Here is a 24,171-nt window from a genome sequence, read left to right as displayed (position 1 = left end):
ATTATGAGAACAAAACTTCTAATACTCGCAATGGCACTTCTGTTCAGCTTGAACATTAAAGCCCAGGGAATGCCGGTCTATGATAATACAAACTTTATAAGTTTGGTCAAATCCCTCGTGGAATCGGCAAAACAGACCTCAAACCTTGTCAAGACCGTGAAATTTCTGAAAACCCAGAAAGAGAATCTTGAAAAGGTGAACAATGTGGTCAAGCAGTTAAAAGCAGTCCGTGAAATAGGCCGGAACAATCAACGCCTGATCAATGTGATGCAGAGTGATCTTAGGGATATTCTCGATTCGCCCTATATCAAACCGAACGAAATAGAGCGGGTATCGGAATCCTTCAATTCCATTGTGGAAAACTCTTTGGAAACGATGGACTTTATCGATCAGATCCTGTCCAGCGATTACCTGAAAATGAGCGATGCCGACCGTGCGGAAATCCTAAAAGAAAAGGAAGAAGAATCCAAAAATATGGTTTCGGAAATCACATTAAAAACCAAACGATACCGTGACATTATCTCTTTCCGCAAGATGCAGGATAAAATCAATAACCGCGAAACAGAATATTAGGTATGACCGCGACTATCATCTTAGGGATTGGGCTGGAATACGTTGATACGGTTTTTCAGACCATACAGAACAGCAGTTTCTCACAATATACCATTGCGGGAATGAAAACCCTTGCGGTGCTGTTCTTCCTGATCAACATCCTCAAAAAATATAATGAGGGCGTTGCAGATCAGGGGGGTTATACCTGGGGATTGAGCCCAGGAGAACTGATTAAAAATTTTGCGGTCGTTCTTGTGGTCATTTTTTCCACACAGGTATTGGGCTTTTTTGATGGTATCTTGGTGGCCATTGAGGGACAATATCGGGGAACCGCTCCGGCTTTGTTGCCCTTGCAGATGCAGGATATTCCCATTGAAGAGGAAGTCAACATCATAAAAGCAGCTCAGGCCGCAATGTCCTTGCTCTATGAAGCCTTGGTTACACCACTGTTTGGGTTTAAAATATTTGCTTTCATCGTAAGCACGATCCTGTGGATTCTCGACCTGTTTATTTATCCGCTGTTCTTGGCCGAACGTTTCTTCTTGTTGGGGATTATGCAGGCGTTCTTTCCTTTGGTCATCAGTCTTGCCGTGTTCGAAAAATTTAGGTCATTGGCCTATAACTTTTTTAAACTCTACGCAGCGGTCTATATGCTTGTTCCCGCGTTCTTCTTGGTCAATGTATTCGTCAATGCGCTCTATACCGAGATCAATACCAACTTCTGGACAAATTTGTTCGGAACGGATGTGGGCAGCGGCTTTTTTGCCCCGGTCGTACAGCTCGGTTCTGTGGGGTTTATCGTCTTCCTAAAGTTCAAGCTGTACCGGCGCGCTACATCATTTACCCTGAAATTATTTACTGCCTAAAAAAGATACAATGAAAACACCCTATAAAAATATCTACTCCGTCCTTAGAATAAACCGGTTCATCGTCTTGGCTGTTGTCATCTGTTCCGCCTTGTCCAGCTTTTTTGCCGTTTGGATGGTATTCAACATCAATAAAAAAGCCCTGAACAACGCTTTTGCCATCAATACCGATGGAAGCATCATCCCGTTGAAGCTCGTTACCCAAAAAGAAAACTTTAAGGTGGAAGCCTTGGCCCACTTGGAGCTCTTTCACAATTACTTCTATAACATCGATGCAAGCAATTATGAAAAGAACTTGGAAAAGGCGCTATGGCTTGGAAACAGTTCCGTGGACAACCTCTATAGGCAAAAAAAGGCAGACGGGGTTTATAACCGTCTCTTGCAGTATTCCCTTGTCCAAAAGGTATTGAGCATCGATTCCCAAATCGATGAAAATAATGGGGTTTACAGTTTCAGAACGGTTACCCTGTTTGAGATCAACCGGGGATCAATTGTCGATACCTATGAGCTGATCTCCACCGGAAACCTCATTGCCGTTGATCGGAACTTCCCCAACAATCCACACGGATTGCTAATCACCGATTATTTCGAAAAATCCCTTAAAAAACTGAACGATGAAAATTGAAAGCCCTAACCTGCCCGACAGTCAGGCGGGTGGGTATTTAAAAAACCAATGATTATGAAGATTGAAAAAAACAAAATAGTATTTGCGGCCGTCTTGGCCGTGATATTCCTATTCCTGATTTCTTATTCCATAATGGTAATGGGCGATGACGAAAGCGGGAACGAGAACCTTAAAGAAACTTCGGTTCCTGCATTGGAAGAAGATCAAAAGGAATATGATTCCAAACTGGACGCCATCAATGATCTGAAGGAAGTGCGGGAAACCAACGCACCGAGCATATACGATGAAAAATTGATCGACTCCCTGGGCTTTTATGATGAGGATTTACCCGAAAAAGAAAAGGAGCGCATTGTGGATAGTATTTACTCCGCAGGGAAAATCAGGTATTCCGAAAAAAATTATCGGAATATTGGCGTTAAAAAAACTGTTACCAAGGTCGCAAAAACAGTTGATTCGGCAGCAATAAAGGCCGAGCAAAAAATTGATGCCAAGGAAATGGGGTTGGATCACCAGCTGTTCTTTGCCTCTGATCCAAAAGAAAGCGATATTTCCGTTTCCGGTACAACGGATGCCGCTATTTATGCGGTTGTAGAGGGCGACCAAGTGGTTAAGGCCAATTCGCGCTTGCGGATGCGCCTGACCAAAACTGCTACCATTAATAGCAAACGGATCCCTAAAAATACTCCGATTTACGGTTTTATCAGTTTTGGGCCCAATCGGGTTTTGATCGAGATCGAGAATATCAAACACCAGCCCACAAAGTTGAAAGCCTTCGACCTACAGGATGGTAGTGAAGGGGTTTATGTGGAAAATAACTTTCGCGCACAGGTTTCCACCGAGGTTATTGGCGATATGGTGGACGATATCAATATCGCCGGAGTGCCACAGATAAGCGGCTTCAAAAAGATATTCCAGCGAAATAACCGGAATGTAAAGGTTACCGTGCTCAACAACTACAAACTGATCCTAAAACCTAAACTATGAAAACTTATATCCTATTTCTTGTATTTATTTTGGCCGTTGGCAAAGCTTCTGCGCAAGCAATCAAACCACTTGACACCATTTATGCCAATGATCTAAAAAATGTCGCCTTGTTCTTCCCAGCACCCATCCGCCAAGGGATTACGGGATCGGACAATTTTGTGTTTACCTATAACCGCGAGAAAGAACAGTACTTCGGACTGCTCCAGGCAAAACCGGGAAAGGAAAGTAATCTTCTGGTGGTCAATAGAAATGGTTCGGTTTTTTCGTATATTGTAAAGTATAAGAAACAGCTTGACAGACTGAACTATTTTATACCGAAGGCTAAAAGCATAGGTAATGAAAAGCCAATTGTTGCTGATTCGGCAAAAGTAGATGTGTCCAAGACAGAGTTAAGAAACGAAGTCTATTATTATGAAAAATTCTGTTCCTATCTAATTGACCGAAAGCAACGGATTGGCCGGATAAAAAAACGAAATGAGGGCATCATTTTAAGTGTTGAAAACATTGTTTTCGACAAAGAAGAACTGTATTTCGTGATCCAGATTGAGAATAGATCTACCTTGGATTACGATTTGAATTTTTTGAACTTGTCCGTTGAAACGAGGAAAAAAGGTAAAAAGAAATCCTTGCAACACATTTATCAAGAGCCGATTTTTAAATATAACCTGCCCTCAAAAATAGCCGAAAACGAAACCGTAAGATTGGTTTATGTACTGCCAAAATTTTCGATAAGCAATGACCGCAGGGCGGTTTTAGAGCTCAATGAAAAGAACGGGGAAAGGAACTTAAAGTTAAAAATATCGCATAAGTTTATCAATAACCCAAATTAATATCGTTATGAAAAATATCGCTATATACTCCGTAGTTTTTCTGTTTTTGGCCTGTGCCGGGAAACAAGACCTTTCGCCCAGCGAAACTTCAAAAATCGTGGTGGAAAGTTTTTACAATAATGATAATACGACCCTAAAAAAGCATACCACTACAGAAGGTTATGAGGGGCTTAAATCGATACAGGATTTGATGACCGCAGGGAAGTCGGGCGATTCCGATTTTAAAGTGTTGGAAGAAACTGCCGATGATAAGACTGCTTGGGTCAGGTTTACAACATCCTATGAAGAAAATCCTGAATTATTCAAACTGCTCAAAGTCGATGGCCAATGGAAGGTTACACAACAAGGCCCAAGGGAGAAAGGGTCTTTTTGAACTACTTACATTTTTGGAATGACCATTTCTTTCAACCAATGGAAAGCTGCTTTTTGATCATATTGAATTTCTGGTCGCAACAAACCTTCCATATCGCCTTCAAAAGCCGCATCGTTTTCCTTCGCTTCCATATTTTGAAGGAACTCTTTTTGCGAAGGGACTTTTCCAACGGAAAATTCTATGTATACCCTAAAGCACTTGATAATTTCATCAATGTCGATAGCTGTATGTTGTCTGGAATAATCCAGATCGAACAGATCCCTTCCTTTACTTCGCTGATAAAGTGCCCTTAACTTCGTGCCCAGAAGTTCATTGAGACCATATGTTCTAATATCCGCACTACCCGTAAACCAAGGATTATCGACTATGAAAGGAAAATTTTTCCACTCTAGCACTTTAAAATGTTCCTTACAGTTTATTTCCAATTTGAGCCGGCGACGTTCATTTTCATATTCCGAATTAAAACGGTATAAAGCCTTTGCACCGTGCCCCCTTACCTGTGTGCGCCTATCTTCTTCAAAAAAAGTAATGACTTCGCCTATGCGCTTCATAATGGGTTTGATCGGGCCCTCCTTAACCTGTACAAGGTCGATATCCTCGGAGTATCTAGGGGCGGGATTTAGATATAGTTTATGCAGAGCGGTGCCGCCCCGAAAAGCAATATTTTCCCTAAGAAAATCATCAGAAAATAGTTCTACCAGCGTCCTAGCGATAATCAAATCTTGCTCAACCTGTGCAAATTCTTTCCAAGGTGCGTATTCCCGCCATTGGGCAATATAGGGTCTTGAAATCATAAATCGTTTTCTAATTGGAGGTTGGTATCCACTTTCCATTTATTATCCACCGAACCGGGCCTTTGTTGATTGGTTGGCTTCAATAAAACCGGATGTATATTTTGTTTTTCCAAATGTTGCAAAATCAAATTCGATAAACTGTTCTCTCGATCTATTTGATCCAACAAAAACCCCAGTCGTTGAAGTGTTGCCTTATTGCCGTACCAACTCAATAAATCCTCAAGGTCATTTGGGGTAACTTCTTCCAACAATTCTTCGATGGTGGATAGCATTCGGTTCAGTCCCCCCAATTTATTTTGATAATGCACCAGGTCTGCCAAGGTCAAAGCCGGACTGGAAATATGATAAATACCGGCATCCGATTTTTTGGAAAGTATATTTTTTTCCGGCCAAGCGGAAGTGGTCAAAAAACGGATATCAATGGCCGACTTTTGAATATCCAACAGTTTGGGGGAAGATGTCATTACATAATCCCGCTGGGCTTGTTGATGGCTTGCGCCGTACACTTTTGCCGCGCTGTAAAAACCTAAATAGTATTTACGCCCCAAATAATCGAAAAGTTTATTGATATAGAGACTGATGGGAAGTTTTCCGAAATTGGAATATCTGGGGGTAAGTATAAGGTAAAAGCTTTTTCTTAGATTAATGACTTTGTTCTTTTCAATCAAATGGGCCAATTCCAGCCAAATTGCATTTTTGCTCTTTGTGGTCTGTCCCATTAGTTCATCAAGGGAAAAAGAATATTCTTCCACAGACAGTAATTTTTCGATATAGTCCGCTATCATCGTTTAGTAATTATTAGAGCAATATATGCTTTTTAGACATAAAACTAAAATAAATACTATAAAAGTGATCAGGATGCAAAATATTTTTTTCGCAACCAAAAGGAAACCTTAACCAATAAGATTAATGCAGGAACTTCTACCAAAGGGCCAATTACCCCTGTAAAGGCTTGTCCCGAATTTAACCCAAAAACGGCAATAGCTACCGCAATGGCCAATTCAAAATTGTTTCCAGCTGCCGTAAAGGCTACAGAAGCCGTTTTATCGTATTCGATTCCCATCGCTTTAGAGAAAAAGAAACCTATAATAAACATTACGGTAAAGTATAAAAGCAATGGTACGGCAATAATCAGTACATCCATTGGGATTTCCACGATTAATTCACCTTTTAACGAGAACATCACCACGATGGTAAACAAAAGTGCAATCAAAGTCATCGGTGAAATCTTAGGTATAAATACGTTCTCATACCAGTCTTTACCCTTTAGTTCAACTAAAATCAAGCGGCTTAAAATACCCATCAGAAACGGAATCCCCAAATATATTGCTACACTTTCCGCAATCGTACCTATAGAAATATCTATAATAGCACCTTCAAAACCAAAGTAAGGAGGGAGCACGGTAATAAAAATCCAGGCATAAAAACTATACGCAAAAACCTGAAATATACTGTTCAGAGCTACAAGTCCCGCACCGTATTCGCTACTTCCCTCGGCAAGGTCGTTCCAGACCAATACCATAGCCACACAGCGGGCCAGGCCAATGAGAATGAGGCCAACCATATATTCCGGGTAATCTCGTAAAAAAGTAATTGCAAGGACAAACATCAAAGCGGGACCGATTATCCAGTTTAATAAAAGGGAAATGCCTAGAATTTTTGTGTCTTTAAAAACCTTTGGCAACAATGAATAATTAACCTTTGCCAATGGTGGGTACATCATTAATATCAGGCCGATTGCTATCGGGATATTAGTTGTTCCGCTACTGAACGAATTTATGATATTTGGAAAGGTAGGAATGAAATATCCAGTTCCAACTCCTATTGCCATTGCAATAAATATCCAAAGTGTCAGATTTTTATCAAGAAAACTTAGTTTTTTCTTAGTCATATTATTTTTCGATTTTTTTTTGATAGTCGGCTTCGCTCAAAAGGTTTGATAGTTCTTCCATATCCTCAATTTCTATTTTAACCATCCAACCTTCCTCAAAAGGTTTTTCGTTTACGAGTGTGGGGCTGTCAAGCAAATCCTCATTGATAGCCGTCACTTCCCCCGTCAGGGGCATAAATAAATCGCTAACTGTCTTTAACGCCTCAACGGAGCCAAAGACTTCGTCTTGGTTGAACTCATCGCCAACGCTGGGCAGGTCAACATAAACTATTTCGCCGAGCTCGCTTTGAGCGAAAGTGGTAATCCCCACAGTTCCTGTTTTATTTTCTATTCTAATCCACGTGTGTTCTTTGGAAAAATAGATATCATTAGTGTTTTTCATTCCTTCTAATTTTAAAATCCATTTCTTAAATTTTCGGCATAGTCGTTTGGTAGGATACTCTCTTCAATTGCCTTGGCAGCTTTTTCAATATCATATTCAAATTTTACAAATTGTACCGAAATACTGTCTTTGTTTAAAACAGAAGCATTTTTGTTGATTTCCAGAATCACGTAACTACCCCGATTATCGTTGTCTTTTGGTTTACCTACTGAACCTATATTGATAGCGTGTCTAAAATGTGGTGCGTCTTCATCTGCCGAATTGAAAGTTCTGTGATAGGGTTTATGGGTATGACCAAAACACATAATGTCCGCATCGGCTTGTTCCATAATGCGGATCATACTCTTTTCGGCTCTGTCCTCAAAAAGGTATTCGTTTATTTTCCTTGGGCTGCCGTGAACCAACAACACATTCAATTGATCGTCATTCAGTTTAAATTCAATCTTGATATGTGCAGGAAGGGTTCTCAAATAAGCTCTATTGTCATCATTTATCAATTCATTGGTCAACGAAATAGAAACCGCTCCATTGGCTTTTTCTTCGTCTGTTTTGTAGGCACAACCACAATCATCACTACTTCTTCCGATACCAAAATCGTAGTTTCCAGCTATGGTCAGGATTTTTCGTTTCTTGATTTCTTCGATGACTTCGTTTGGCCAAATATTATAGCCCACTAGATCGCCAAGACAATAGATGGCGTCTGCATCCCTTTCCTCCACATCGTTAAAAAAGGCCTGCAACGCAGGTAAGTTTGAGTGAATATCACTAAACAGGATAATTTTCATAATTAGTATTATTTTTAAGTTTAACAGCAACCGCTTCCTGGTGCGCAAGAAGTTTCGGTTTGAATTTCGGATAATTTCATTTTAGGTTTTTCTGAAGGAATGCCACATTGGTCTTTAGCCAAACAGTCGGTTTGTTTGGATGTCAGTAAGAAATTCTTTCCGTTAAAGTCAAGTCCGAATTTCCCAATTGTATCTGCTTGATATTCCACTTCGATTTCCAAATCGCCTAATTCCAGTACTTTTTCGGAAAGCTCGATAATGTTCAACAGTTTTTCGGGATGCAATCTGTGGTCATAATCGTTTGCATTCCAAAGTTGAAAGTTTACTACTTCTTCAGTTCTTTCGGTTCCGCCACAGTCAATAAAATGCTTTGTGATCTTACCGACTTCGGTAACGTGAAAATGGTTGGGAACCAGTTCGCCATTTGGTAGTTGGAAGGCGATTTCTTCCAATTGGTTCAGTTTGTTCTTTACTTCTAGGAGTTTCATATTTATTGTTTTATTGCAATTATACGATTAATATATTTAAATTTTTTTAACAGCAATCTGGTTTTGGAATGTCCTTATCTAAAAAACGAATCATAACTTCTTTCATTTTGACCCAATTTTCAGTGTTGATACAATAGCATACACTTGTCCCTACCACATTCCCTTTAATTAAGCCTAAATGCTTCAATTCTTTTAGGTGTTGTGAAATGGTCGGCTGGGCAAGTCCAATTTCGTTAACCAGATCGCCACAAACACAACGGTCGATTTTAAAAAGGTGTTCTAAGATCGCTACCCTTGCCGGATGTCCAAAGACTTTTGCGAACAAAGAAATTTCGTTTTGCTCGTCGGTAAACATTTCTGTTTTGGCTAATCCCATTTTGCTTCTATTTATTCATTGCAATATTACGATAATATATCGATTTTAAAAAAAAAATTATTCAAATATTGACCGCGCCTCCTCATAAACCCGCTCAAAATTAGCTTCTAAATCAGTCGCGGTAAATTGCTTTGATTCCTCGGGAAGCTCCCTTTGAATCTTCTGCAATTTAAACTGTACCTTTTTATCCTTCCCATCCGCATAGGTAATAAATTCGCCTTGTTTCAAACGAAAGAAAACATCAGCGCGTATTTTGGGAATTTCTTTTTCCCCTGTGGTTATACGGGTATCAAAATCAAGATTATGTCCCCGGCTTACGCTTTTGGTGGGGTCTTTAATGATCTCAAAAAAGCGTTCGTAATATTTTGCGGTGTCGGGGTCATTCACTTTGCCAAAAAATTGATAGGAAAGGTTGCTCAATACGGCTTTGCTCGCCTTATCGCCGTACATCATATCGTTTTGAATCTTGTCCTGCATTACGTAGATGGTGGCAATGTTATAACTCCGAAGTGTGGCCGGGATCCGGTGCATATTCAATAAACGTATGGTCGGAGCTTCTTCCATCAACAAAAACGATGATTTGGAATTGCGCACACTCATTTGCTTGGTGATGGTATGGATGATTGTGGCTATAACGGGCGAATAGGACGTTTCAAATTTTGGATTATTCACAATCGAAATAACCGCTGGATTTTCAGGATTATTAATATTCAGTGGAACTTCATCTGCGGACAAAGTCATAAAAATCCGTTGGGTACTGATCCGCTTGAGGGCATTGGCCAAGGTACTTTTTACCCCGGCGGTCTGCCTTTCGGAATCCTTACCACTGATAAAGGCATCTGCCATTGCCCGTGATGTCGTATTGGTTTCCAAGAACTGGATGAGACTGTCCGTGTCCAGATACTGATAAATGGCAATCAAATGGGGCAGGGTACAGTATTCGGGATAAGATGTTTTAAGCTTCCAGATCAGACCACCGATCAATCCTTCGGCAGCATCGTTGAAAAATTTGGTCGTGCCGCTCGTGCCGGATTCTCGTTGCTCCAACAAGTTCTCGATCAGCACCCGGGAAACCTCGTTTACGCTTTCCTCGTTCTCTAAATATCGCGGGGCAATGGGATTTACCCTGTGGATGATTTTATCAAAGGAAATGACCTTAAAAGGGACCTCGCTATCCCTGAAAAGCGGATAGGCCATTTCTGTCAGCTCAAAATCCTTATAGTCGTGAATAATTCCGCAAAAGCCTTCTTTCTGGAAATGCCTTAGGAAACCGTACACCACGCTTTCGGTCTTTCCACTTCCGGCAGACCCTATGATGGAAGCACCTCGTTTGACATTTTCCAATGTAAAACTTCCCTTGCTCGTTGCAAAGCTTACACGATACTTGCTCTCGGCACTTTTTGGTTCATCGGTTTTGTGCAAGAAAACGTACAGTCCCGTATTGATTAGCATCAGCGGACAGACCAGAACCAATGAAATAATAATCAGTTCGTTGCTGCTCGATAGGTAAAACACCAAAGCCACGAGCAAGACCACGTTTAAAATAAAGGCAAAACGCGTCAACCTGTACAGCATATAAAATATTGTACTTGCTAAGCCAAGAATTAAGAGTACCGTTGTAAGGTTGTCCAGTTGCATAACAAAGATTTAGATTCCGATGGAACTTGATTTGATGGCAACGTCCAAACCTTTGCGCAGCTTATTGAAAACCTTTAGGGCAAGCTGCGCCTGATTGGTCGGGATGCTCGGCATTATCGGGATGCCCGTTTCCCGGATCAGTTTGAAAGCGATTGCCTTTTCGTTGGTGGGCAGTTTCATCAACGAGGCAAAATAGATTTTTGGGTTTTTTACACAATCCTTCCGTGCCTTGTAGGTTTCCGCAAAGTTCCGTTGGTAGCCAAAAGTCCTGTCAAAGGTCTTTTCGGCATTTTCAAAAAATTTATCCCGATCAAACCCCCGTTTGACTTTTTTACCTCTCATCTCGACATCGGAAGCCTTGTATTTACTCCCGGGCGAAAGACTGAACGAATTGGAAGCATCCTTACGGCTTACAATGATATGGATATGGCTTTGATTTCCCGATTTTGGCATTCCCTGGACGATACGTTTCCCGTCCTGCTGGTGTGGGGCTTGTTTTTCCAGTTTGGCGATTTCCCGTTCCCGCTTTCTGATACTTCCTTCCATTGAGCCGCTTTCAATACTTCTGATCTCATTTTTTAGCTGCAATATTTTGGTGGCACAGGGCTGGTTTTCCCTGATCTGTTTGTCAGTTCCCTTGAAGGTGCGTTGGTGCTCTATTTTTGCATAATACTTTACATCATTTATGTTTACAGGTCGGCCGTTGATCTCCCGGTTGAACGATGCCACATAATCCTTCATCAGCTCGCGGGTGTACCTTTTCAGATCTTCGCTGCTGTTCTGTAATCGGTTCAATTCATATTTGGACGGACTGACCGTTATCGAATAGAATTTCGGTTCTTTCTTTTTCAGTTTGGCACCGTTTCCGTCAATATCCTTTACCACTTCCTCGGCCGATATTTCATCCCCATATTGGTTGAAAAAGTGTTCCATATCCTCCTGCTCCAGACCTTGGTTTTCCTTTTCCAGATAGCCCACAAAATCGCCTGAACTTTGGGAATAGTTCCCACCCAGTTTTTGAGGTGTGATCGTGATGTACATAGCTCAAAAATTTAGAGTTCGTTTTTTTGATTTTTCTTTTCTCTGAAACGTACTTCCTTCTTTTCTTCCACAAATTTCTTTTCTAAAATCAGGGGTTTCTTTTTGGGTTCTTCGGTCTGAAAAAGGGATTCGATCATCGCCACGGTGGGTTTGGTCTGGGTCTTTTCCATATCCCGCATTATGGCGATCACCGCATTGATCCGTTTTTTTAAATTGGCCTCGATGGTCCTGCCGGTCGGGCCCAATTTTTCCCGTGGCGAGATTTCGTTGTAGAAGAAAAAATCGAGCATCACCGCCATTGCCTCGGTGTGCGATTTGAAGTGTGCTCTTGAAAATTGCTGGAAACGTTTCGCCGTTTCCTTTTTGAACCTAATGCCGATAAATGAGTCCATAATTCGCCGATTTGTCGCAAATTCCTCCCTAAAAATGGGCGCTTGCAGGGCATTTGTCGCAAATTGTAGAAATTTAAATAATCGACTTATTTTTAAGTGTTTAAAAATCAGGTGATTAACAAGTAAAAGGAGTGCTTAACATCGCATCGCGTGTTACCCTCTTGCTACTCCTTTTCGTCCCGCCCGGCGGGACAAAAATTTCGTACAATTCGGCTAAAAAGCCAATTGCCAATTTCAGGGAAAAGATTTCCCGTTATGTAATTTTTCGATGGGCAGGGTTATCGGCGAAAGTCAAAAATTGGATGACCCTGCATAAAATTGAATGCTGAATTTCAGCGGAATAAAGATAAGGCTTTTTATTGAATTGATGCCAATGGAATGAAAAAAAACCCTTGAAATTTCAAAGGCCTTTCCGTTCCTATTTGGACAATTTCAGATATTAAACACATAGGTATAACTGTACAGGTTCCGTAGTGCTTCCTCTTCGATCATCACCTCAAAATTGGTGCAATGTTCCTTTGCGTAATTTCGGATATCATCGCCAAATTTTTGTTCAACGTCCTTTTTGGAACTTTCCAAAAGGCGTTCTTGGGCTTCCCCGTTCAGGTCTGAAAAATTTAAGTAGATCATAATTTTTAGGTTTTTGAACGGGTTAATATTCGCTTGGCAGCATCAAAGTATTATCCACAAAAAACAACCGCAGTTCATCCAATGGAAAATCCGTTATCCGATAACCGTGTTTTCCAAAAATGTTCCCGTTTCCATCGCTGTACGTTATCTCGGCTTCGTACCCAGAATAATCCTGTTTTTCCTTAGGCAACCGTTTAAAGTCGATGGTTACAAAATAGCTTTTATCCATCAAGGTTTTGGCAAATGCCGATGTATCCGGTTATCAGCCAAAAGCATTCCGCAGCTTCCGCCAAATATTTCAGTCCGTTGGTGTATCGGGTTCTCAATAATGGGATTTGAAACACGGTTTCCGAACCGTGAAAATGTTGTAAACCCTCTTTGATTTCGTTAACTTGTGCTTTCATTTTGATTTCTATTTAAGGAGTTAATAATGAAAAAGAGGGCGCTACTTTAGACGGAAACGCCCTCTTTAATTTTTAAAATTTACTTGTCATTTTTACTTCCAAGTAATAGGATTTCGTTTGCTTCCACTTCGGTAACATATCTTTTGATACGGTCCTTATCCTCGTAGCTTCGGGATTTCAATTTTCCCGTTACCCCGATTTCCTTACCCTTTCCGGCATATTTCTCGATAATTTCGGCAGTTTTGCCCCAGGCTACAATCGTGTGCCATTCGGTGTTTTGAACTTTTTCGCCATTGGTATCTTTGTAATACTCATTGGTGGCGAGTGAAAAACGGGCTACCTTTTTGCCGCTTTCAAGGTTCGTGATCTGTGGCTCTTGGCCAACGTTTCCGATCAACTGTACGTGATTTTTTAAAGTGCTCATAATAAAAAATTTAAAGATTAATTAAAATGCTACCCGAACCCTTCGGATAGTTTGCGTTTATGTTTTTTTGAAGTGATTTACTTATTATATCCAGAGCGTTTTCCTTTTTTTGTTTTTTTAGTCCCGCTTCCTTTTTGATGTTTTTGTAAGATTTCATAATTTTCGATTTAGATTTACTTCCCATAGAGCCGTCCGCTGTTACCTTTTTTTGTTGCTGATACATTTTCAATATTTGGAATTAATAAGGAGTTATAAAAGGGAGGCACGACCGGTTATGCACTCCGTTTAACTTCCAAATGTTGGTATTTTGCTTACAAAAAAACGGTAGGGACAGCGGTGGCTCGGGAGTATTTCTAAATGACTTTTGTGAAGTACCAAAACATAGGAAGTGGGACTAAATGATAAATGGAATTCCTATCAGGCGGACTTAACTTTAAAGATGTAGATTGGGAATGAAGTGTCCCTGCCATTTTTCAGGCAGGGTTAACGCAATGGAAATCGGAATCTTTAGAGTTGTGTCCAAGATCTTTGCAGGGAAGATCTTTGCCCGGAATGCAGCTTTTCGCGAAATGCAGCGGCAATGTGCTGACCGGGCTATGAAAACCGATTATCCTCTTGAAGTAGGATTTAAAGCGGACTTGACTTCAAAGGTGTAGATGGGAATGTAGCTTGGCCGCTTCCCGACTTTTCTTGGGAATGAGCGGGCAAGTGGAATGGGAATCGGAAGCTTTGGAGTTGTGTCCAAGACTTTTGTAGTGAAGCGCTTTTCCCGGAATGGAGCTTTTTCTGCGGAATGCAGGGGAATGGGCTGAGTGGGATTGAAAAATGAATTTATCGAGTTAAAATATTCTAGTCGTCCAATAATTCAAGATAATCCTCAATAGTCACACGATCATTCTCATCCAGTAGCAGGGGAGAATCATCATCGACCGGCACTCTCTTGATAATGGTATCTGGTTTAATATGCAAAGTTAAAGTGCCATTCTCTTTGCAATTTCTGGACACTAACTTCCAATTTAGTTTCAGAGTGATATTTTCCGTTATGGCTTTTAGAAATAGTGGTTCAGAACCAAAACTATCATCACCGACCAATATTTTTTTTCTAGGTTCTATCTCAACAAGATGTTTTTCCATATCAATATATGTGTCATATTTAACGTTATTTGGCATTGGAATTATAGAATATCCTTTCTTTCGATAATTTTTACGGGTAACTTCTATAATTTGTTTTGGCAGACTCAGAATGAGTTTCCAATGTTCCAAAGGTTCTGAACCATCATTGGTCACGAGAATAGTCCCATCAATTAAACTCCTATTGAATTCAGTCTGTTTAACAGGAGAGGAAATACCGGTATCAAAAATTTCAGGAGTTATCCAATGCTTATTTACCATTTTATCTATCCAATCTGGAATCAAATCTTTGGCTCGCTTTTCTAATTCATCATACTTCGATTGAGCAATCCTGATTTTCTTTACGAATTTAGGTTGAACTCTCATTTCAGTTTTTCCATTCTCAAAAGTTACTTTTACGGACTGATTTTTTTTAAATGTATGGCTGTTTAAATAGTAATCATAGGTTGACCTATTCTCAAAGATGAGATCAACAATATCCTCCCAAGAATAAAGATGGATTTCAAAAAGACCTTGATCAATGTGTTCAATATTTTTTTTACGGATTATGGTTTCTATTCCGGCATCCTTAACAGCCGTTGTAGCGAAATACATTTTCTTCAAATTGGGCTCAAAATTTTTAGCACTTTCGATTTCATCAAGAACCTCTTTTTCTCCAAGTTGTTTGTTGGTATATTCATCCTTGCCCTTACATTGAATCCCATAATATGAATCTTCATTTTGAGGTATTCCATAAATATCAATTCCCTGCTGTTTCTGTCCAGAACGCCCATTCTTTTTAATTTCCGGACAATTCCATATTTCGCCCCAAAGCTTTTTGCAAAGACTTTCAAAATCCTGCCAATTTTCCGGTCGTGGTAATGATTGAGATGCTTTCATAGTAAATGTAAATAGACCCCTAAAATAATAATCTGAATTGGAAATCATTCCAAATTTCGGATAATCTAAAAAATCCAGTTTGAGGTACTGGATAAACCTTTAAATAGTATTAAGCCATTTCATAGACAGCATTGAACAGTTTTTTGTCCAAGCGTTCCTGTTGTGAAAAGCTTTTCTTCAATGTATTGTGAAGCATTTGATTAAAAGCATTATAGCCTATCCACAAATTAGGTTCTTCATTGAGCAGCAGAGCTTCATTATCCAGAATTTCAAGGACTTCACGAGATTTCTTTGAAGGATCATTGTTCTTATCACTACATTCATACCGGAACAATTTCGTTCTGTCCAAAATTACCTTCACAAATTCTTTGGTATCGATGATCTTGAATTCCCTCATTCTGTTGAACTTCTTGGTAATGGTGTAAAATTCATTGTCCACGAATTTGTCGAACAGATTTTTCAACCTTGGCATTATCAGGTCGGTATTGTTCTTACTATGCTTGATTGCAAACTCAATTTCCGCTTGTGAAACGTGTAGGCCATTGGAGCATACTTGCCGGTAAAAGCCAAAATGCCCGGAAGTTTTTTCGCTCCCATCATAGGAATTCTTGAACCGTAGCATTGGCAGTATCAAGTCTTTTTCATTCTTTACCGAGAATTGGCTGTTGTCATCGATAATAAAGTCGGTTATAAATGATCTGTCATCCCTATTGATCGTGCGCTTCTGATAATTCAGCTCGGCATCGGTCAACATTTCTTCGGCTTTCTTGAAGAAAAGTTCATTAGGTACGTGGCCGTAACTGTTGGAAACCACGTTGACAATTTTGTCATTCGAGATAATGACATTTTCAAGTCCCCTTCGGGATTCCATCTGTGTCAGGCTTTTTAAGGACTTCATTTCTGATGGAACGAAGATTTCATCCTGCTGTAAATTTGATAAATACATAACATTTGATTTTAGTTAAACAATAAATATTTAAGCTAGAACCAAACGGAAGATAAAATCTCAGCTCAAAAGGAAACGGAATAAATAGCGAGTGCGGGAGCGGCTTTATGCCGTAAGCTTTTGATGGGAGTATTTTACGAGTTTACCTTTGTGCCGATATTGATTGAATACCCTCTCTTTTAAAGTGGACTTGATTGTATAGGAGTAAAAAAATTATCAACCTTAAAGTTGTTTTTAATCCATTAAAAACATTTTTTTTAACTTTAAAGTTGTTTTTAGAAAAATATTCGTATATTTGCCCTATGACTTTAAAGTATGAGTTCGAAACAGCAAGTAAAAAATTTTTTAAAAGAGTTCCGCGTCAAAATGAAAATGTGGGATATTTTATTTCTCGATGATCGAAGTAAAAACTCCCAAACCCTTTCGGACCTTGAACTTATGCCGAATGAAAGAAAAAAAATTATTGAAAATTTAGAAATTGATGATTACTGCGAAGGCCCTTTAAAAGAAACTCAGTATGGAGGTTCTGAAATGTGGGTTTTTGGCAGGATGTTACGACGGAAGGAAATATACATCAAGATTACTCTAGGAGCATCTAATACGAGTGTAATCTGTATCTCTTTTCATATTGCGGAGTACAAAATGAACTATCAATTTAAGTAATTTATGAAAAGCCCAATTACAGGTAAAGAAATGTCGATTGAAGTTAGGAATATGGAATTGACTTTTAGGAAAGAATCATTTCCGGTAAGTTATCCCAGTTTCTATTGTCAGGACAGCAACCAGTATTTTACATCTACTGAATTCGATACTATTAAAATGAAACAAGTTTATAACCAGTATCGAGATAAGTATAATCTTCCATTCCCAGAGGAGATTAAGGAAATCCGTTCCAAATACAAGCTTTCAGCTTCTAAAATGGCAGAAATTTTAGGTTTTGGAATTAATAGCTACAGAAATTATGAAAATGGTGAAGTACCAAATCAATCTAACGCTAATTTAATTCAATTAGCTAATGATCCTGTTAAATTTAGGTCGCTTGTTGAAATGAGCAATACTTATGAGAGCGGTTCAAAAGAACAGAAAGAACTATTAAACAGAATAGATCATTTAATACAAAAAAAACGCAATAAACGTTTTGCTTTGATATTTGAAGATTATTTGCTGGGGGATAAGCTACCGGATAATCATACGGGATATTTAAGGCCCAGTATAAAGAAGTTGACAGAAATGGTCGTTTTTTTTGCGGAAACTATGAATCCGTTTGTAACTCAACTGAATAAATTATTGTTCTACGCTGACTTTCTTCATTATAAGCAGGAAGCTGTTTCGATGAGTGGAACAAGATATCGTGCTATTAATATGGGCCCAGTACCAAATAATTATAACAGCATCTATGACTTTATGAATACTAAGAATGCTATTGATATCATTGAACGAGAATATGACTGGGGATATAGCAAAGAATTCAAGGCAAAAAAAGATTTTGAAGAAAATTTATTCAGCGATTTGGAATTAGAGATTTTAAACAAAGTGAAGAACAGGTTTGAAAAGATGTCCACCACAGAAATAGTAAATTTTAGCCACTTAGAGGATGCGTGGATTGAAAACTATGAGAATGGTAAAAGTTTAATTGATTACAAATATGCATTTAATCTAAAAATATGAGCCGATAAAAAAAGAAAATCCAACCCATTGCGGTAACAATAGATTGGATTAATAAAAATTGGGATTTAAAGTTTTGCGGACTCTATGTATAAGGTTTATCTCCTTATAACTCCCATTATTAGTTGTACAAAGGTATCAAAATTTGCGTAATAAGCAACATTGCCTATACAACTCTTACCTGAATAGTATTCTCAAACTATTTTAAAGAACGAGATAATCCCAAAAAAACAAAAAAAGATGGGACAATTTAGTTTAAGAGTAAACAGAAAAAAATATGAATCTGAAAACTCGACAATAACAGGAAAAGAGATATTGATTATAGCTGGTTGTGAACCGGTTGAGGATTTTGAACTCCTTAAAAAAATCAATGAAGCAGGTTTTGAACCTGTCCAATTAGATGAGGTAATTGATTTGAAAGAACCTGGAATTGAAGGTTTCAAAGCGAAGCTTTTCAAAAAGTTAACAATTTATGTGGACGATGAGCCTCTAGATGTTGATGAATTCATTATGACCCCTAATGAGATTATCGAAGAAACAGGTAAAAACTCAGAAGGTTTTTATTTGAAGCAGATCGATGGTCATAAAGAGATTGGGTATAAAAATGACAGGGATTATCAAATCAGAATAGAGAAAGGACAGAAGTTTATTACCTGTAAATTAGCTCCTACAACTGTTTCATAGCAATGGGAAATCAAGAAATTTTGAAACAATTGATTGAGCGAAATTTTGAAGCTTGGATGCACACAAATGGTTTTGTGTGCTTCAAGTTCAAAATACCTCTTGGCAAATTTAAAAATAAGGTGGTTGAAATTGCGCTAGATGCAAAACAATTTCCTCTTAATCCACCATCAGGTCCTTACATAAAACCTCACTTGTTGCCAATTTCAGGAGGAGGAGGAAATCATCCTTACGGGGCAATCCACGACAGAAAATTACCAGATTCAGAATTTCAGTATTGGAGTAGACCGCTCAATGGCTGGAAGTCTGGAATGGATATGGACGATTATTTGGCATTTATCAGAACTTTATTCGATTTTACAGATGAAAAAGTATAGTGTCGCAATGACAGAAGATATAAATGTATCGCTCTCAAATCATCTTATTAGAGATGACGAACAAGAGGATTTATGCTTTGCATTTTATAAGGCTTCTACGGGTAATCAAAGAATTACCGCCCTAATTAACGAGGTGATTTTTCCTGAAATTGATGATAGGAATATTCACGGTAATGTGAGTTTTAATCCTGATTATTTTGATAAAGCAACCTCATATGCCTTGAAAAATGAGTACGGGATAGTATTTATACATAGTCATCCTTTCCCTGGTTGGCAACGTATGAGCACGGATGATATAGAAGCCGAAACTATGCTTGCACCAAGAGTTAAAGCCATTACAGGCTTACCGGTAGTTGGTATGACAATTGGCTCAGATGGAACTTGGAGCGCAAGGTTTTGGGAAAAAACTGCATCCAAAACCTATGATATAAAATGGTGTGAAACCGTAAGGGTTGTAGGGAATGGTTTAAACATTCACTACAACGAGAACCTGAAACCTAAACCCAAATTTGGACAGGAATTTTCGAGAACTATATCTTCTTGGGGACCATCAAAACAAGAGAGCATTTCAAGAATGAAGGTTGGAATAGTTGGAATGGGCAGTGTAGGTTCAATTATTGCGGAAGCACTTCTCAGAACAGGAATTGAAAATTTAGTTTTTATCGATTTTGATACTATTGAACGTAAAAATTTAGATCGTCTACTTGCGGCTAGCGAAAAAGATATAGGTAAGTTTAAAGTAGATTTTCAAAAGAACAGACTCTTCGATGTAAACCTTAGAAAAGGATTAGACATTGAAGCACTGCCATATAGTATTACTGAAAAAACAGGTTTAGAGGCTGCCCTTGATTGTGATCTTTTATTTTCTTGCGTAGATATGCCACTTCCCCGGTTTACTCTGGATGGCATAGCTTATTCCAACTTCATACCTGTAATTGATGGTGGTATTGATACTAATCCAAACTCGGACTTATCAAATATTGAACAAGCAAGATGGAAAGCGCATACCGTAGGTCCACAAAGAATATGTATGCAATGTTTAGGACAATATACTCCATCAGATGTTTCTTTAGAACAAAGTGGGGAATTAGACAACCCTTACTATATTAAGGGGTTGCCAAAAGATCATTTTGTAAACCGAGGGGAAAATGTGTTTGGTTTTAGCTTAAGTTTAGCGGGTATGGAAATTCAACAATTTCTCTCAATGGTTTTACAGCCCAAAGGGATTTATTATGGTCCAAAGGAGATGGACTTCAATTTTGGAAATATTGATTTTGATTTTGAAAATTCTTGTGAAAAAGATTGTCATATCAAAGCACAGCTTGGTCAAGGCGATAGTTTCAACAAAATTTTATTGTTTGATCATCCCAATGCGGAAAAATCAAGAAATAAAATCCAAGAACCTACAATGCCGAAAGTAAAAAAGGCAAATCCCAAAACAAGTTCCGGTAAAGATTCAATTATCAAAAAGGCGATTAGAAAATTAAAGAATCTGTTTGATGATTCGAAAGGTACATTCCCTTTTTAACCTTAAAAAGTAGCTTAACCTAAATGAAACCATTTTGTTTAAACCTAAATAATCCCAATTGATGATCTTTGCTATGGGAATTAATAAATGAATAAAATGTTGTACCTATGTTGTACCTGAATATAAAAAAAGCCGAGATTTTCATCCCGGCTTTTTTCGTACCGAAGGAGGGACTCGAACCCTCACGCCTTATCAGCAATGGATTTTGAATCCATCGTGTCTACCATTCCACCACTTCGGCCTTTAATTCTGCGCGATTTCAAATTTGGATTTTGAATCCAGCGCGTCTACCAATTCCGCCACTCGAGCGTTTTTATTTGATTAAATTATAATGTTCAATCAAATTCGGAATGCAAAACTATAAAATATTTTTAATCCACAAACTAAAAATAGTCACAATTATACTTTAAGAGTTCGAAATAATTTCTAAATTTGCACCTCGTTTTACGAGTTACAGCGATAAATAACTATTAAACAATATATTAGAATGCCTTATTCGGTGCCAGATCCAAAGATATTTGCTTGTACACAAAGTCAAGTTTTAGCTGAAAAAATTGCAAAAGCCTTTGGAGCAGAATTAGGAAATGTATCGTTTTCTAGATATAGTGACGGCGAATTTCAGCCTTCATTTGAAGAGTCGGTAAGAGGTACAAGGGTTTTTATCATTGGCTCTACCAATCCAAGTTCTGAGAATTTAATGGAAATGTTGCTTATGCTCGATGCCGCGAAAAGGGCATCGGCAAGGCATATTACGGCTGTAATGCCATATTTTGGGTGGGCAAGGCAAGATAGAAAAGACAAACCAAGGGTGCCGATAGGCGCAAAATTGGTGGCCAAGTTATTAGAGTCTGCTGGAGCAACAAGAATTATCACAATGGACCTCCATGCAGATCAAATTCAAGGTTTTTTCGAGAAACCGGTAGACCATTTATTTGCCTCAACCATATTTTTGCCATACTTGCAAAGTTTGGGGCTGGACAATTTAACGATAGCTTCACCAGATATGGGTGGCTCAAAAAGGGCATATGCATATTCTAAATATTTAAGCAGCGATGTGGTTATTTGTTATAAGCAACGTAAAAAAGCCAATATAATAGACCACATGGAACTAATTGGTGATGTAACGGGAAAAAATGTGGTTTTGGTAGACGATATGGTCGATACGGCAGGCACCTTGACCAAGGCGGCCGACCTTATGATAGAAAAAGGAGCATTGAGCGTACGGGCCATATCCACACATGCATTGCTTTCAGGAAATGCATATGAAAGAATAGAGAATTCTAAGCTTACCGAATTGATCGTGACCGATTCTATTCCGCTTAGAAAACAGAGCGAAAAAGTAAAAGTATTGAGTTGTGCCGAACTGTTTGCAGACGTAATGCACAGAGTACACCACAATACTTCAATCAGCTCTAAATTTTTAATGTAAATTAATAATTTAATTTTTATATAATGAAGTCAATTACAATCAAAGGATCTCAAAGAGAAAGCGTGGGCAAAGCATCGACTAAGGCCTTACGTAATGCTGGAAAGGTTCCTTGCGTATTATACGGAGGGGATAAGCCATTACACTTTTCAGCTGATGAAATAGCATTTAAAGACTTGGTGTACACTCCAAATGCGCACACCGTAGTTATTTCATTGGAAAAAGGGGGTAAGCACAATGCTATCCTACAGGATATTCAGTTTCATCCTGTAAGCGATCAAATCTTGCATATTGATTTTTATCAATTGTTTGATGACAAAGAAGTTACAATGGAGATTCCTGTAAGGAAAAAAGGAAATTCACCAGGGGTAATCGCCGGTGGTGTTTTACGTATAAACCAACGTAAACTTAAAGTAAAGGCGTTGCCTGCAAACCTTCCCGATTATATCGATGCAGATGTTTCTGGATTGGAAATAGGCAATAAACTGTATGTTACTTCTTTGGTTAGCGAAGATTATAAGATAATGCACCCGGACAATACGGTGGTATGCCAGGTAAGAGTATCGCGTGCCGCAATGAAAGCTGCTCAAGATGCCGCTAAAGAAGAAAAAGCTGCAACTAAAGCTGCTGCTCCTGCCGCCGCTGCTCCAAAGGCAGAATAATTCAGCTTAAACGAATATATATTAAAAAGCATCTCATTTTCGGGATGCTTTTTTAATTTTGTATCATACCGTACCGGCATATGATTCATTTTATTAAAAAACTATTTGGCAAAGAAGAAATAGATAACATGAAAAAATTTTTAGTTGTTGGGCTTGGCAACATTGGTTCTGAATACGAAAATACAAGGCACAATATAGGCTTTAAGGCTCTTGATTTTTTTGCTGAAAAAGAAGCCATGACTTTTGAAGCCAATAAACTGGGGTCAACTTCAACCTATAAATTTAAAGGAAGGACATTTATTTTTTTAAAGCCGGCCACTTATATGAACTTAAGTGGAAAAGCCGTTAAATACTGGATGACAAAGGAGAAAATAGCATTAGAGAATCTTTTGGTTATTACCGATGATATCAATTTATCTTTTGGCACAATCCGGTTAAAAACAAAAGGGAGCGATGGCGGCCATAACGGATTAAAAGATATTCAAAATCAATTGGGCACACAAAACTATGCGCGCTTTCGTTTTGGGGTCGGTGCCGATTTTTCAAAAGGGAGACAGGTTGATTATGTGCTGGGTGAATGGAGCGAAGAAGAATACGGTAAACTTAAAGAACGTTTGGAACGTGCTGCCGAACTGATAAAATCTTTTGGTACGGCCGGCGCTAACAACACCATGAACCATTTTAACAATACTTGATAATTATTCTATTTTAAATTGAGATACTTCTGAAATCGAGGAATTTCCTTGGGAATCGGTCGATATAATTTGCCAATAATAAATTCCTGGAGTCGTAAGCAAAGAGTGTGTGTAACTTTCTTCTGTAATATTAGTGGCAACGCTTATCGTTGGCGGGTCGTTAGGCCCCAACAACAATTCAAAGCCACTAATGTCGTTATCTATGTCGGTGGCGTCCCAGCTAAAATATATGGTATTATTGGACTCGTATAAAGTGGCACCAGACTTTGGTTCCAGTAAATCGGCTGGGAAAGGTGGGTAATTTATGGTTCCTTCCCCTGCATTGTAAAATTTCCAGGTATTACTGTTAACCGATTCGTTCGCGCTGGTATTGAGTGAGGTGACAAACCAGGAATATGGCACGCCCCTTTCCAGGGCAACTTCCATAAAAGGGGTGTTACTTGTATACGTTTCGGTGTTATTTGTTGTGAGATTTCTTATGGATAATTGGTAAGTGTCTGTATTTTCTGAGGCATTCCACTCAAATGTAATGGTGCTTGTGCTTGGGTTGGAGGCGTTTACAACACCTTCGGTACACTCTGAGTTTTCTTCTGGAAAAACCAAGGTAACGGCAGTAGGTGGAGAGGGAGGGGAATCGTCACTATCTCCACAACCCGATAAGGAGATTATCAAAAAGAAACCATATAATGGAAAGTATTTTTTCATC

31 protein-coding genes and 1 tRNA gene are annotated in these 24,171 nt (G+C 38.8%); 14 read left to right on the top strand and 18 right to left on the bottom strand.

What is annotated here, in order from left to right:
• Window positions 1-3 precede the first annotated feature (3 nt).
• The 6 genes from PSF86_RS08870 to PSF86_RS08845 are packed head-to-tail and all read left to right on the top strand — an operon-like array spanning window position 4 to window position 4,230.
• Window positions 4-573 carry a TrbJ/VirB5 family protein gene (locus tag PSF86_RS08870; RefSeq protein ID WP_277899720.1) on the top strand — a complete coding sequence of 190 codons (570 nt, stop codon included), beginning with the start codon at window positions 4-6 and terminating at the stop codon, window positions 571-573.
• A gap of 2 nt (window positions 574-575) precedes the next feature.
• Window positions 576-1,418: a hypothetical protein gene (locus PSF86_RS08865; RefSeq protein ID WP_277899719.1), complete on the top strand. Its 843-nt coding sequence runs from the start codon at window positions 576-578 to the stop codon at window positions 1,416-1,418.
• Between the two features lie 10 nt (window positions 1,419-1,428).
• Entirely contained in the window at window positions 1,429-2,043 is a 615-nt protein-coding gene (locus tag PSF86_RS08860) for a conjugal transfer protein TraK (RefSeq protein ID WP_277899718.1), read from the top strand.
• A gap of 54 nt (window positions 2,044-2,097) precedes the next feature.
• Window positions 2,098-3,027, top strand: a complete 930-nt coding sequence (traM, locus tag PSF86_RS08855) for a conjugative transposon protein TraM (RefSeq protein WP_277899717.1) — start codon at window positions 2,098-2,100, stop codon at window positions 3,025-3,027.
• Entirely contained in the window at window positions 3,024-3,857 is an 834-nt protein-coding gene (locus PSF86_RS08850; RefSeq protein WP_277899716.1) for a DUF4138 domain-containing protein, read from the top strand. Before traM ends, PSF86_RS08850 begins: the two co-directional genes overlap by 4 nt.
• A 7-nt stretch (window positions 3,858-3,864) precedes the next feature.
• Window positions 3,865-4,230 carry a hypothetical protein gene (locus PSF86_RS08845; protein ID WP_277899715.1) on the top strand — a complete coding sequence of 122 codons (366 nt, stop codon included), beginning with the start codon at window positions 3,865-3,867 and terminating at the stop codon, window positions 4,228-4,230.
• Between the two features lie 5 nt (window positions 4,231-4,235).
• Here PSF86_RS08845 and PSF86_RS08840 read toward each other — a convergent pair whose 3' ends face one another.
• The 16 genes from PSF86_RS08840 to PSF86_RS08765 form a co-directional block, all read right to left on the bottom strand.
• A complete protein-coding gene (locus tag PSF86_RS08840; protein ID WP_277899714.1) occupies window positions 4,236-5,024 on the bottom strand; it encodes a nucleotidyl transferase AbiEii/AbiGii toxin family protein in 789 nt (262 codons plus the stop codon).
• The gene (locus tag PSF86_RS08835) at window positions 5,021-5,809 is read right to left on the bottom strand and encodes a type IV toxin-antitoxin system AbiEi family antitoxin domain-containing protein (RefSeq protein ID WP_277899713.1); all 789 of its coding nucleotides are present in this window, start codon (window positions 5,807-5,809) and stop codon (window positions 5,021-5,023) included. The genes PSF86_RS08840 and PSF86_RS08835 overlap by 4 nt, the downstream gene beginning before the upstream one ends.
• A 68-nt stretch (window positions 5,810-5,877) precedes the next feature.
• The gene (arsB, locus tag PSF86_RS08830) at window positions 5,878-6,915 is read right to left on the bottom strand and encodes an ACR3 family arsenite efflux transporter (RefSeq protein WP_277899712.1); all 1,038 of its coding nucleotides are present in this window, start codon (window positions 6,913-6,915) and stop codon (window positions 5,878-5,880) included.
• A 1-nt stretch (window position 6,916) separates the two neighbouring features.
• Complete coding sequence (gene gcvH, locus PSF86_RS08825; protein WP_277899711.1) at window positions 6,917-7,297, bottom strand: glycine cleavage system protein GcvH; 381 nt, start codon at window positions 7,295-7,297, stop codon at window positions 6,917-6,919.
• Between the two features lie 11 nt (window positions 7,298-7,308).
• The gene (locus PSF86_RS08820; RefSeq protein WP_277899710.1) at window positions 7,309-8,082 is read right to left on the bottom strand and encodes a metallophosphoesterase family protein; all 774 of its coding nucleotides are present in this window, start codon (window positions 8,080-8,082) and stop codon (window positions 7,309-7,311) included.
• A 20-nt stretch (window positions 8,083-8,102) separates the two neighbouring features.
• Window positions 8,103-8,570, bottom strand: a complete 468-nt coding sequence (locus PSF86_RS08815; RefSeq protein ID WP_277899709.1) for a DUF6428 family protein — start codon at window positions 8,568-8,570, stop codon at window positions 8,103-8,105.
• A gap of 46 nt (window positions 8,571-8,616) precedes the next feature.
• Window positions 8,617-8,946, bottom strand: coding sequence for an ArsR/SmtB family transcription factor (locus PSF86_RS08810; RefSeq protein ID WP_277899708.1), 330 nt, complete (start codon window positions 8,944-8,946; stop codon window positions 8,617-8,619).
• A 57-nt stretch (window positions 8,947-9,003) separates the two neighbouring features.
• Complete coding sequence (locus tag PSF86_RS08805) at window positions 9,004-10,584, bottom strand: type IV secretory system conjugative DNA transfer family protein (RefSeq protein WP_277899707.1); 1,581 nt, start codon at window positions 10,582-10,584, stop codon at window positions 9,004-9,006.
• 9 nt (window positions 10,585-10,593) lie between these two features.
• Window positions 10,594-11,625 carry a MobB family relaxase gene (gene mobB / locus PSF86_RS08800; protein ID WP_277899706.1) on the bottom strand — a complete coding sequence of 344 codons (1,032 nt, stop codon included), beginning with the start codon at window positions 11,623-11,625 and terminating at the stop codon, window positions 10,594-10,596.
• 11 nt (window positions 11,626-11,636) lie between these two features.
• Complete coding sequence (locus tag PSF86_RS08795) at window positions 11,637-12,017, bottom strand: BfmA/BtgA family mobilization protein (protein WP_277899705.1); 381 nt, start codon at window positions 12,015-12,017, stop codon at window positions 11,637-11,639.
• A gap of 432 nt (window positions 12,018-12,449) precedes the next feature.
• Window positions 12,450-12,647, bottom strand: coding sequence for a hypothetical protein (locus tag PSF86_RS08790; RefSeq protein ID WP_008615565.1), 198 nt, complete (start codon window positions 12,645-12,647; stop codon window positions 12,450-12,452).
• A gap of 22 nt (window positions 12,648-12,669) precedes the next feature.
• Entirely contained in the window at window positions 12,670-12,876 is a 207-nt protein-coding gene (locus PSF86_RS08785) for a DUF6876 family protein (protein WP_277899704.1), read from the bottom strand.
• A complete protein-coding gene (locus PSF86_RS08780; protein WP_277899703.1) occupies window positions 12,869-13,051 on the bottom strand; it encodes a DUF6876 family protein in 183 nt (60 codons plus the stop codon). The genes PSF86_RS08785 and PSF86_RS08780 overlap by 8 nt, the downstream gene beginning before the upstream one ends.
• A gap of 79 nt (window positions 13,052-13,130) precedes the next feature.
• Window positions 13,131-13,475, bottom strand: a complete 345-nt coding sequence (locus PSF86_RS08775; RefSeq protein ID WP_277899702.1) for a single-stranded DNA-binding protein — start codon at window positions 13,473-13,475, stop codon at window positions 13,131-13,133.
• An 849-nt stretch (window positions 13,476-14,324) separates the two neighbouring features.
• Window positions 14,325-15,485, bottom strand: coding sequence for a restriction endonuclease (locus tag PSF86_RS08770; RefSeq protein WP_277899701.1), 1,161 nt, complete (start codon window positions 15,483-15,485; stop codon window positions 14,325-14,327).
• A 109-nt stretch (window positions 15,486-15,594) separates the two neighbouring features.
• Window positions 15,595-16,431, bottom strand: a complete 837-nt coding sequence (locus PSF86_RS08765; RefSeq protein ID WP_277899700.1) for a DUF932 domain-containing protein — start codon at window positions 16,429-16,431, stop codon at window positions 15,595-15,597.
• A 315-nt stretch (window positions 16,432-16,746) separates the two neighbouring features.
• On the opposite strand from PSF86_RS08765, the gene PSF86_RS08760 reads away from it, so the two are divergent.
• The 5 genes from PSF86_RS08760 (at window position 16,747) to PSF86_RS08740 (ending at window position 20,682) form a co-directional block, all read left to right on the top strand.
• Window positions 16,747-17,094, top strand: coding sequence for a hypothetical protein (locus PSF86_RS08760; protein ID WP_277899699.1), 348 nt, complete (start codon window positions 16,747-16,749; stop codon window positions 17,092-17,094).
• A 3-nt stretch (window positions 17,095-17,097) separates the two neighbouring features.
• Entirely contained in the window at window positions 17,098-18,099 is a 1,002-nt protein-coding gene (locus PSF86_RS08755; protein ID WP_277899698.1) for a type II TA system antitoxin MqsA family protein, read from the top strand.
• A gap of 237 nt (window positions 18,100-18,336) precedes the next feature.
• Entirely contained in the window at window positions 18,337-18,780 is a 444-nt protein-coding gene (locus tag PSF86_RS08750) for a multiubiquitin domain-containing protein (RefSeq protein ID WP_277899697.1), read from the top strand.
• Window positions 18,781-18,782: 2 nt separating this feature from the next.
• Window positions 18,783-19,154 (top strand): E2/UBC family protein, encoded by a 372-nt coding sequence (locus tag PSF86_RS08745; RefSeq protein ID WP_277899696.1) that lies wholly within the window; start codon window positions 18,783-18,785, stop codon window positions 19,152-19,154.
• A 7-nt stretch (window positions 19,155-19,161) separates the two neighbouring features.
• Window positions 19,162-20,682 carry a ThiF family adenylyltransferase gene (locus tag PSF86_RS08740; RefSeq protein WP_277899695.1) on the top strand — a complete coding sequence of 507 codons (1,521 nt, stop codon included), beginning with the start codon at window positions 19,162-19,164 and terminating at the stop codon, window positions 20,680-20,682.
• A 159-nt stretch (window positions 20,683-20,841) separates the two neighbouring features.
• Here the strand turns inward: PSF86_RS08740 and PSF86_RS08735 are convergent.
• A tRNA-Leu gene (locus tag PSF86_RS08735) sits at window positions 20,842-20,923 on the bottom strand.
• A gap of 246 nt (window positions 20,924-21,169) precedes the next feature.
• On the opposite strand from PSF86_RS08735, the gene PSF86_RS08730 reads away from it, so the two are divergent.
• The 3 genes from PSF86_RS08730 to pth all read left to right on the top strand — a co-directional run bounded on the left by PSF86_RS08730 (window position 21,170) and on the right by pth (window position 23,465).
• Window positions 21,170-22,111 carry a ribose-phosphate pyrophosphokinase gene (locus PSF86_RS08730; RefSeq protein WP_277899694.1) on the top strand — a complete coding sequence of 314 codons (942 nt, stop codon included), beginning with the start codon at window positions 21,170-21,172 and terminating at the stop codon, window positions 22,109-22,111.
• 23 nt (window positions 22,112-22,134) lie between these two features.
• A complete protein-coding gene (locus tag PSF86_RS08725) occupies window positions 22,135-22,770 on the top strand; it encodes a 50S ribosomal protein L25/general stress protein Ctc (RefSeq protein WP_277899693.1) in 636 nt (211 codons plus the stop codon).
• An 80-nt stretch (window positions 22,771-22,850) separates the two neighbouring features.
• A complete protein-coding gene (gene pth / locus PSF86_RS08720) occupies window positions 22,851-23,465 on the top strand; it encodes an aminoacyl-tRNA hydrolase (protein ID WP_277899692.1) in 615 nt (204 codons plus the stop codon).
• A 3-nt stretch (window positions 23,466-23,468) separates the two neighbouring features.
• Here the strand turns inward: pth and PSF86_RS08715 are convergent, their stop codons facing one another.
• Window positions 23,469-24,170, bottom strand: a complete 702-nt coding sequence (locus tag PSF86_RS08715; protein WP_277899691.1) for a fibronectin type III domain-containing protein — start codon at window positions 24,168-24,170, stop codon at window positions 23,469-23,471.
• Window position 24,171: the final 1 nt, after the last annotated feature.

The organism is Galbibacter pacificus (genome assembly GCF_029603165.1).
Classification (GTDB): Bacteria; Bacteroidota; Bacteroidia; order Flavobacteriales; family Flavobacteriaceae; genus Galbibacter; species Galbibacter pacificus.
Note: the sequence above shows the minus strand (reverse complement) of the source record. Positions and strands in the feature narration are given on the sequence as shown.

What these genes read in the sequence shown, in the direction of transcription:
- arsB (WP_277899712.1), bottom strand. Translation starts at nt 6,915, where the DNA reads ATGACTAAGAAAAAACTAAGTTTTCTTGATAAAAATCTGACACTTTGG.
- PSF86_RS08770 (WP_277899701.1), bottom strand. Translation starts at nt 15,485, where the DNA reads ATGAAAGCATCTCAATCATTACCACGACCGGAAAATTGGCAGGATTTT.
- PSF86_RS08795 (WP_277899705.1), bottom strand. Translation starts at nt 12,017, where the DNA reads ATGGACTCATTTATCGGCATTAGGTTCAAAAAGGAAACGGCGAAACGT.
- pth (WP_277899692.1), top strand. Translation starts at nt 22,851, where the DNA reads ATGATTCATTTTATTAAAAAACTATTTGGCAAAGAAGAAATAGATAAC.
- PSF86_RS08780 (WP_277899703.1), bottom strand. Translation starts at nt 13,051, where the DNA reads ATGAAAGCACAAGTTAACGAAATCAAAGAGGGTTTACAACATTTTCAC.
- PSF86_RS08860 (WP_277899718.1), top strand. Translation starts at nt 1,429, where the DNA reads ATGAAAACACCCTATAAAAATATCTACTCCGTCCTTAGAATAAACCGG.
- mobB (WP_277899706.1), bottom strand. Translation starts at nt 11,625, where the DNA reads ATGTACATCACGATCACACCTCAAAAACTGGGTGGGAACTATTCCCAA.
- traM (WP_277899717.1), top strand. Translation starts at nt 2,098, where the DNA reads ATGAAGATTGAAAAAAACAAAATAGTATTTGCGGCCGTCTTGGCCGTG.
- PSF86_RS08845 (WP_277899715.1), top strand. Translation starts at nt 3,865, where the DNA reads ATGAAAAATATCGCTATATACTCCGTAGTTTTTCTGTTTTTGGCCTGT.
- PSF86_RS08750 (WP_277899697.1), top strand. Translation starts at nt 18,337, where the DNA reads ATGGGACAATTTAGTTTAAGAGTAAACAGAAAAAAATATGAATCTGAA.
- PSF86_RS08725 (WP_277899693.1), top strand. Translation starts at nt 22,135, where the DNA reads ATGAAGTCAATTACAATCAAAGGATCTCAAAGAGAAAGCGTGGGCAAA.
- PSF86_RS08760 (WP_277899699.1), top strand. Translation starts at nt 16,747, where the DNA reads ATGAGTTCGAAACAGCAAGTAAAAAATTTTTTAAAAGAGTTCCGCGTC.
- PSF86_RS08805 (WP_277899707.1), bottom strand. Translation starts at nt 10,584, where the DNA reads ATGCAACTGGACAACCTTACAACGGTACTCTTAATTCTTGGCTTAGCA.
- PSF86_RS08835 (WP_277899713.1), bottom strand. Translation starts at nt 5,809, where the DNA reads ATGATAGCGGACTATATCGAAAAATTACTGTCTGTGGAAGAATATTCT.
- PSF86_RS08840 (WP_277899714.1), bottom strand. Translation starts at nt 5,024, where the DNA reads ATGATTTCAAGACCCTATATTGCCCAATGGCGGGAATACGCACCTTGG.
- PSF86_RS08765 (WP_277899700.1), bottom strand. Translation starts at nt 16,431, where the DNA reads ATGTATTTATCAAATTTACAGCAGGATGAAATCTTCGTTCCATCAGAA.
- PSF86_RS08810 (WP_277899708.1), bottom strand. Translation starts at nt 8,946, where the DNA reads ATGGGATTAGCCAAAACAGAAATGTTTACCGACGAGCAAAACGAAATT.
- PSF86_RS08740 (WP_277899695.1), top strand. Translation starts at nt 19,162, where the DNA reads ATGACAGAAGATATAAATGTATCGCTCTCAAATCATCTTATTAGAGAT.
- PSF86_RS08790 (WP_008615565.1), bottom strand. Translation starts at nt 12,647, where the DNA reads ATGATCTACTTAAATTTTTCAGACCTGAACGGGGAAGCCCAAGAACGC.
- gcvH (WP_277899711.1), bottom strand. Translation starts at nt 7,297, where the DNA reads ATGAAAAACACTAATGATATCTATTTTTCCAAAGAACACACGTGGATT.
- PSF86_RS08815 (WP_277899709.1), bottom strand. Translation starts at nt 8,570, where the DNA reads ATGAAACTCCTAGAAGTAAAGAACAAACTGAACCAATTGGAAGAAATC.
- PSF86_RS08745 (WP_277899696.1), top strand. Translation starts at nt 18,783, where the DNA reads ATGGGAAATCAAGAAATTTTGAAACAATTGATTGAGCGAAATTTTGAA.
- PSF86_RS08755 (WP_277899698.1), top strand. Translation starts at nt 17,098, where the DNA reads ATGAAAAGCCCAATTACAGGTAAAGAAATGTCGATTGAAGTTAGGAAT.
- PSF86_RS08775 (WP_277899702.1), bottom strand. Translation starts at nt 13,475, where the DNA reads ATGAGCACTTTAAAAAATCACGTACAGTTGATCGGAAACGTTGGCCAA.
- PSF86_RS08820 (WP_277899710.1), bottom strand. Translation starts at nt 8,082, where the DNA reads ATGAAAATTATCCTGTTTAGTGATATTCACTCAAACTTACCTGCGTTG.
- PSF86_RS08850 (WP_277899716.1), top strand. Translation starts at nt 3,024, where the DNA reads ATGAAAACTTATATCCTATTTCTTGTATTTATTTTGGCCGTTGGCAAA.
- PSF86_RS08785 (WP_277899704.1), bottom strand. Translation starts at nt 12,876, where the DNA reads ATGGATAAAAGCTATTTTGTAACCATCGACTTTAAACGGTTGCCTAAG.
- PSF86_RS08715 (WP_277899691.1), bottom strand. Translation starts at nt 24,170, where the DNA reads ATGAAAAAATACTTTCCATTATATGGTTTCTTTTTGATAATCTCCTTA.
- PSF86_RS08870 (WP_277899720.1), top strand. Translation starts at nt 4, where the DNA reads ATGAGAACAAAACTTCTAATACTCGCAATGGCACTTCTGTTCAGCTTG.
- PSF86_RS08865 (WP_277899719.1), top strand. Translation starts at nt 576, where the DNA reads ATGACCGCGACTATCATCTTAGGGATTGGGCTGGAATACGTTGATACG.
- PSF86_RS08730 (WP_277899694.1), top strand. Translation starts at nt 21,170, where the DNA reads ATGCCTTATTCGGTGCCAGATCCAAAGATATTTGCTTGTACACAAAGT.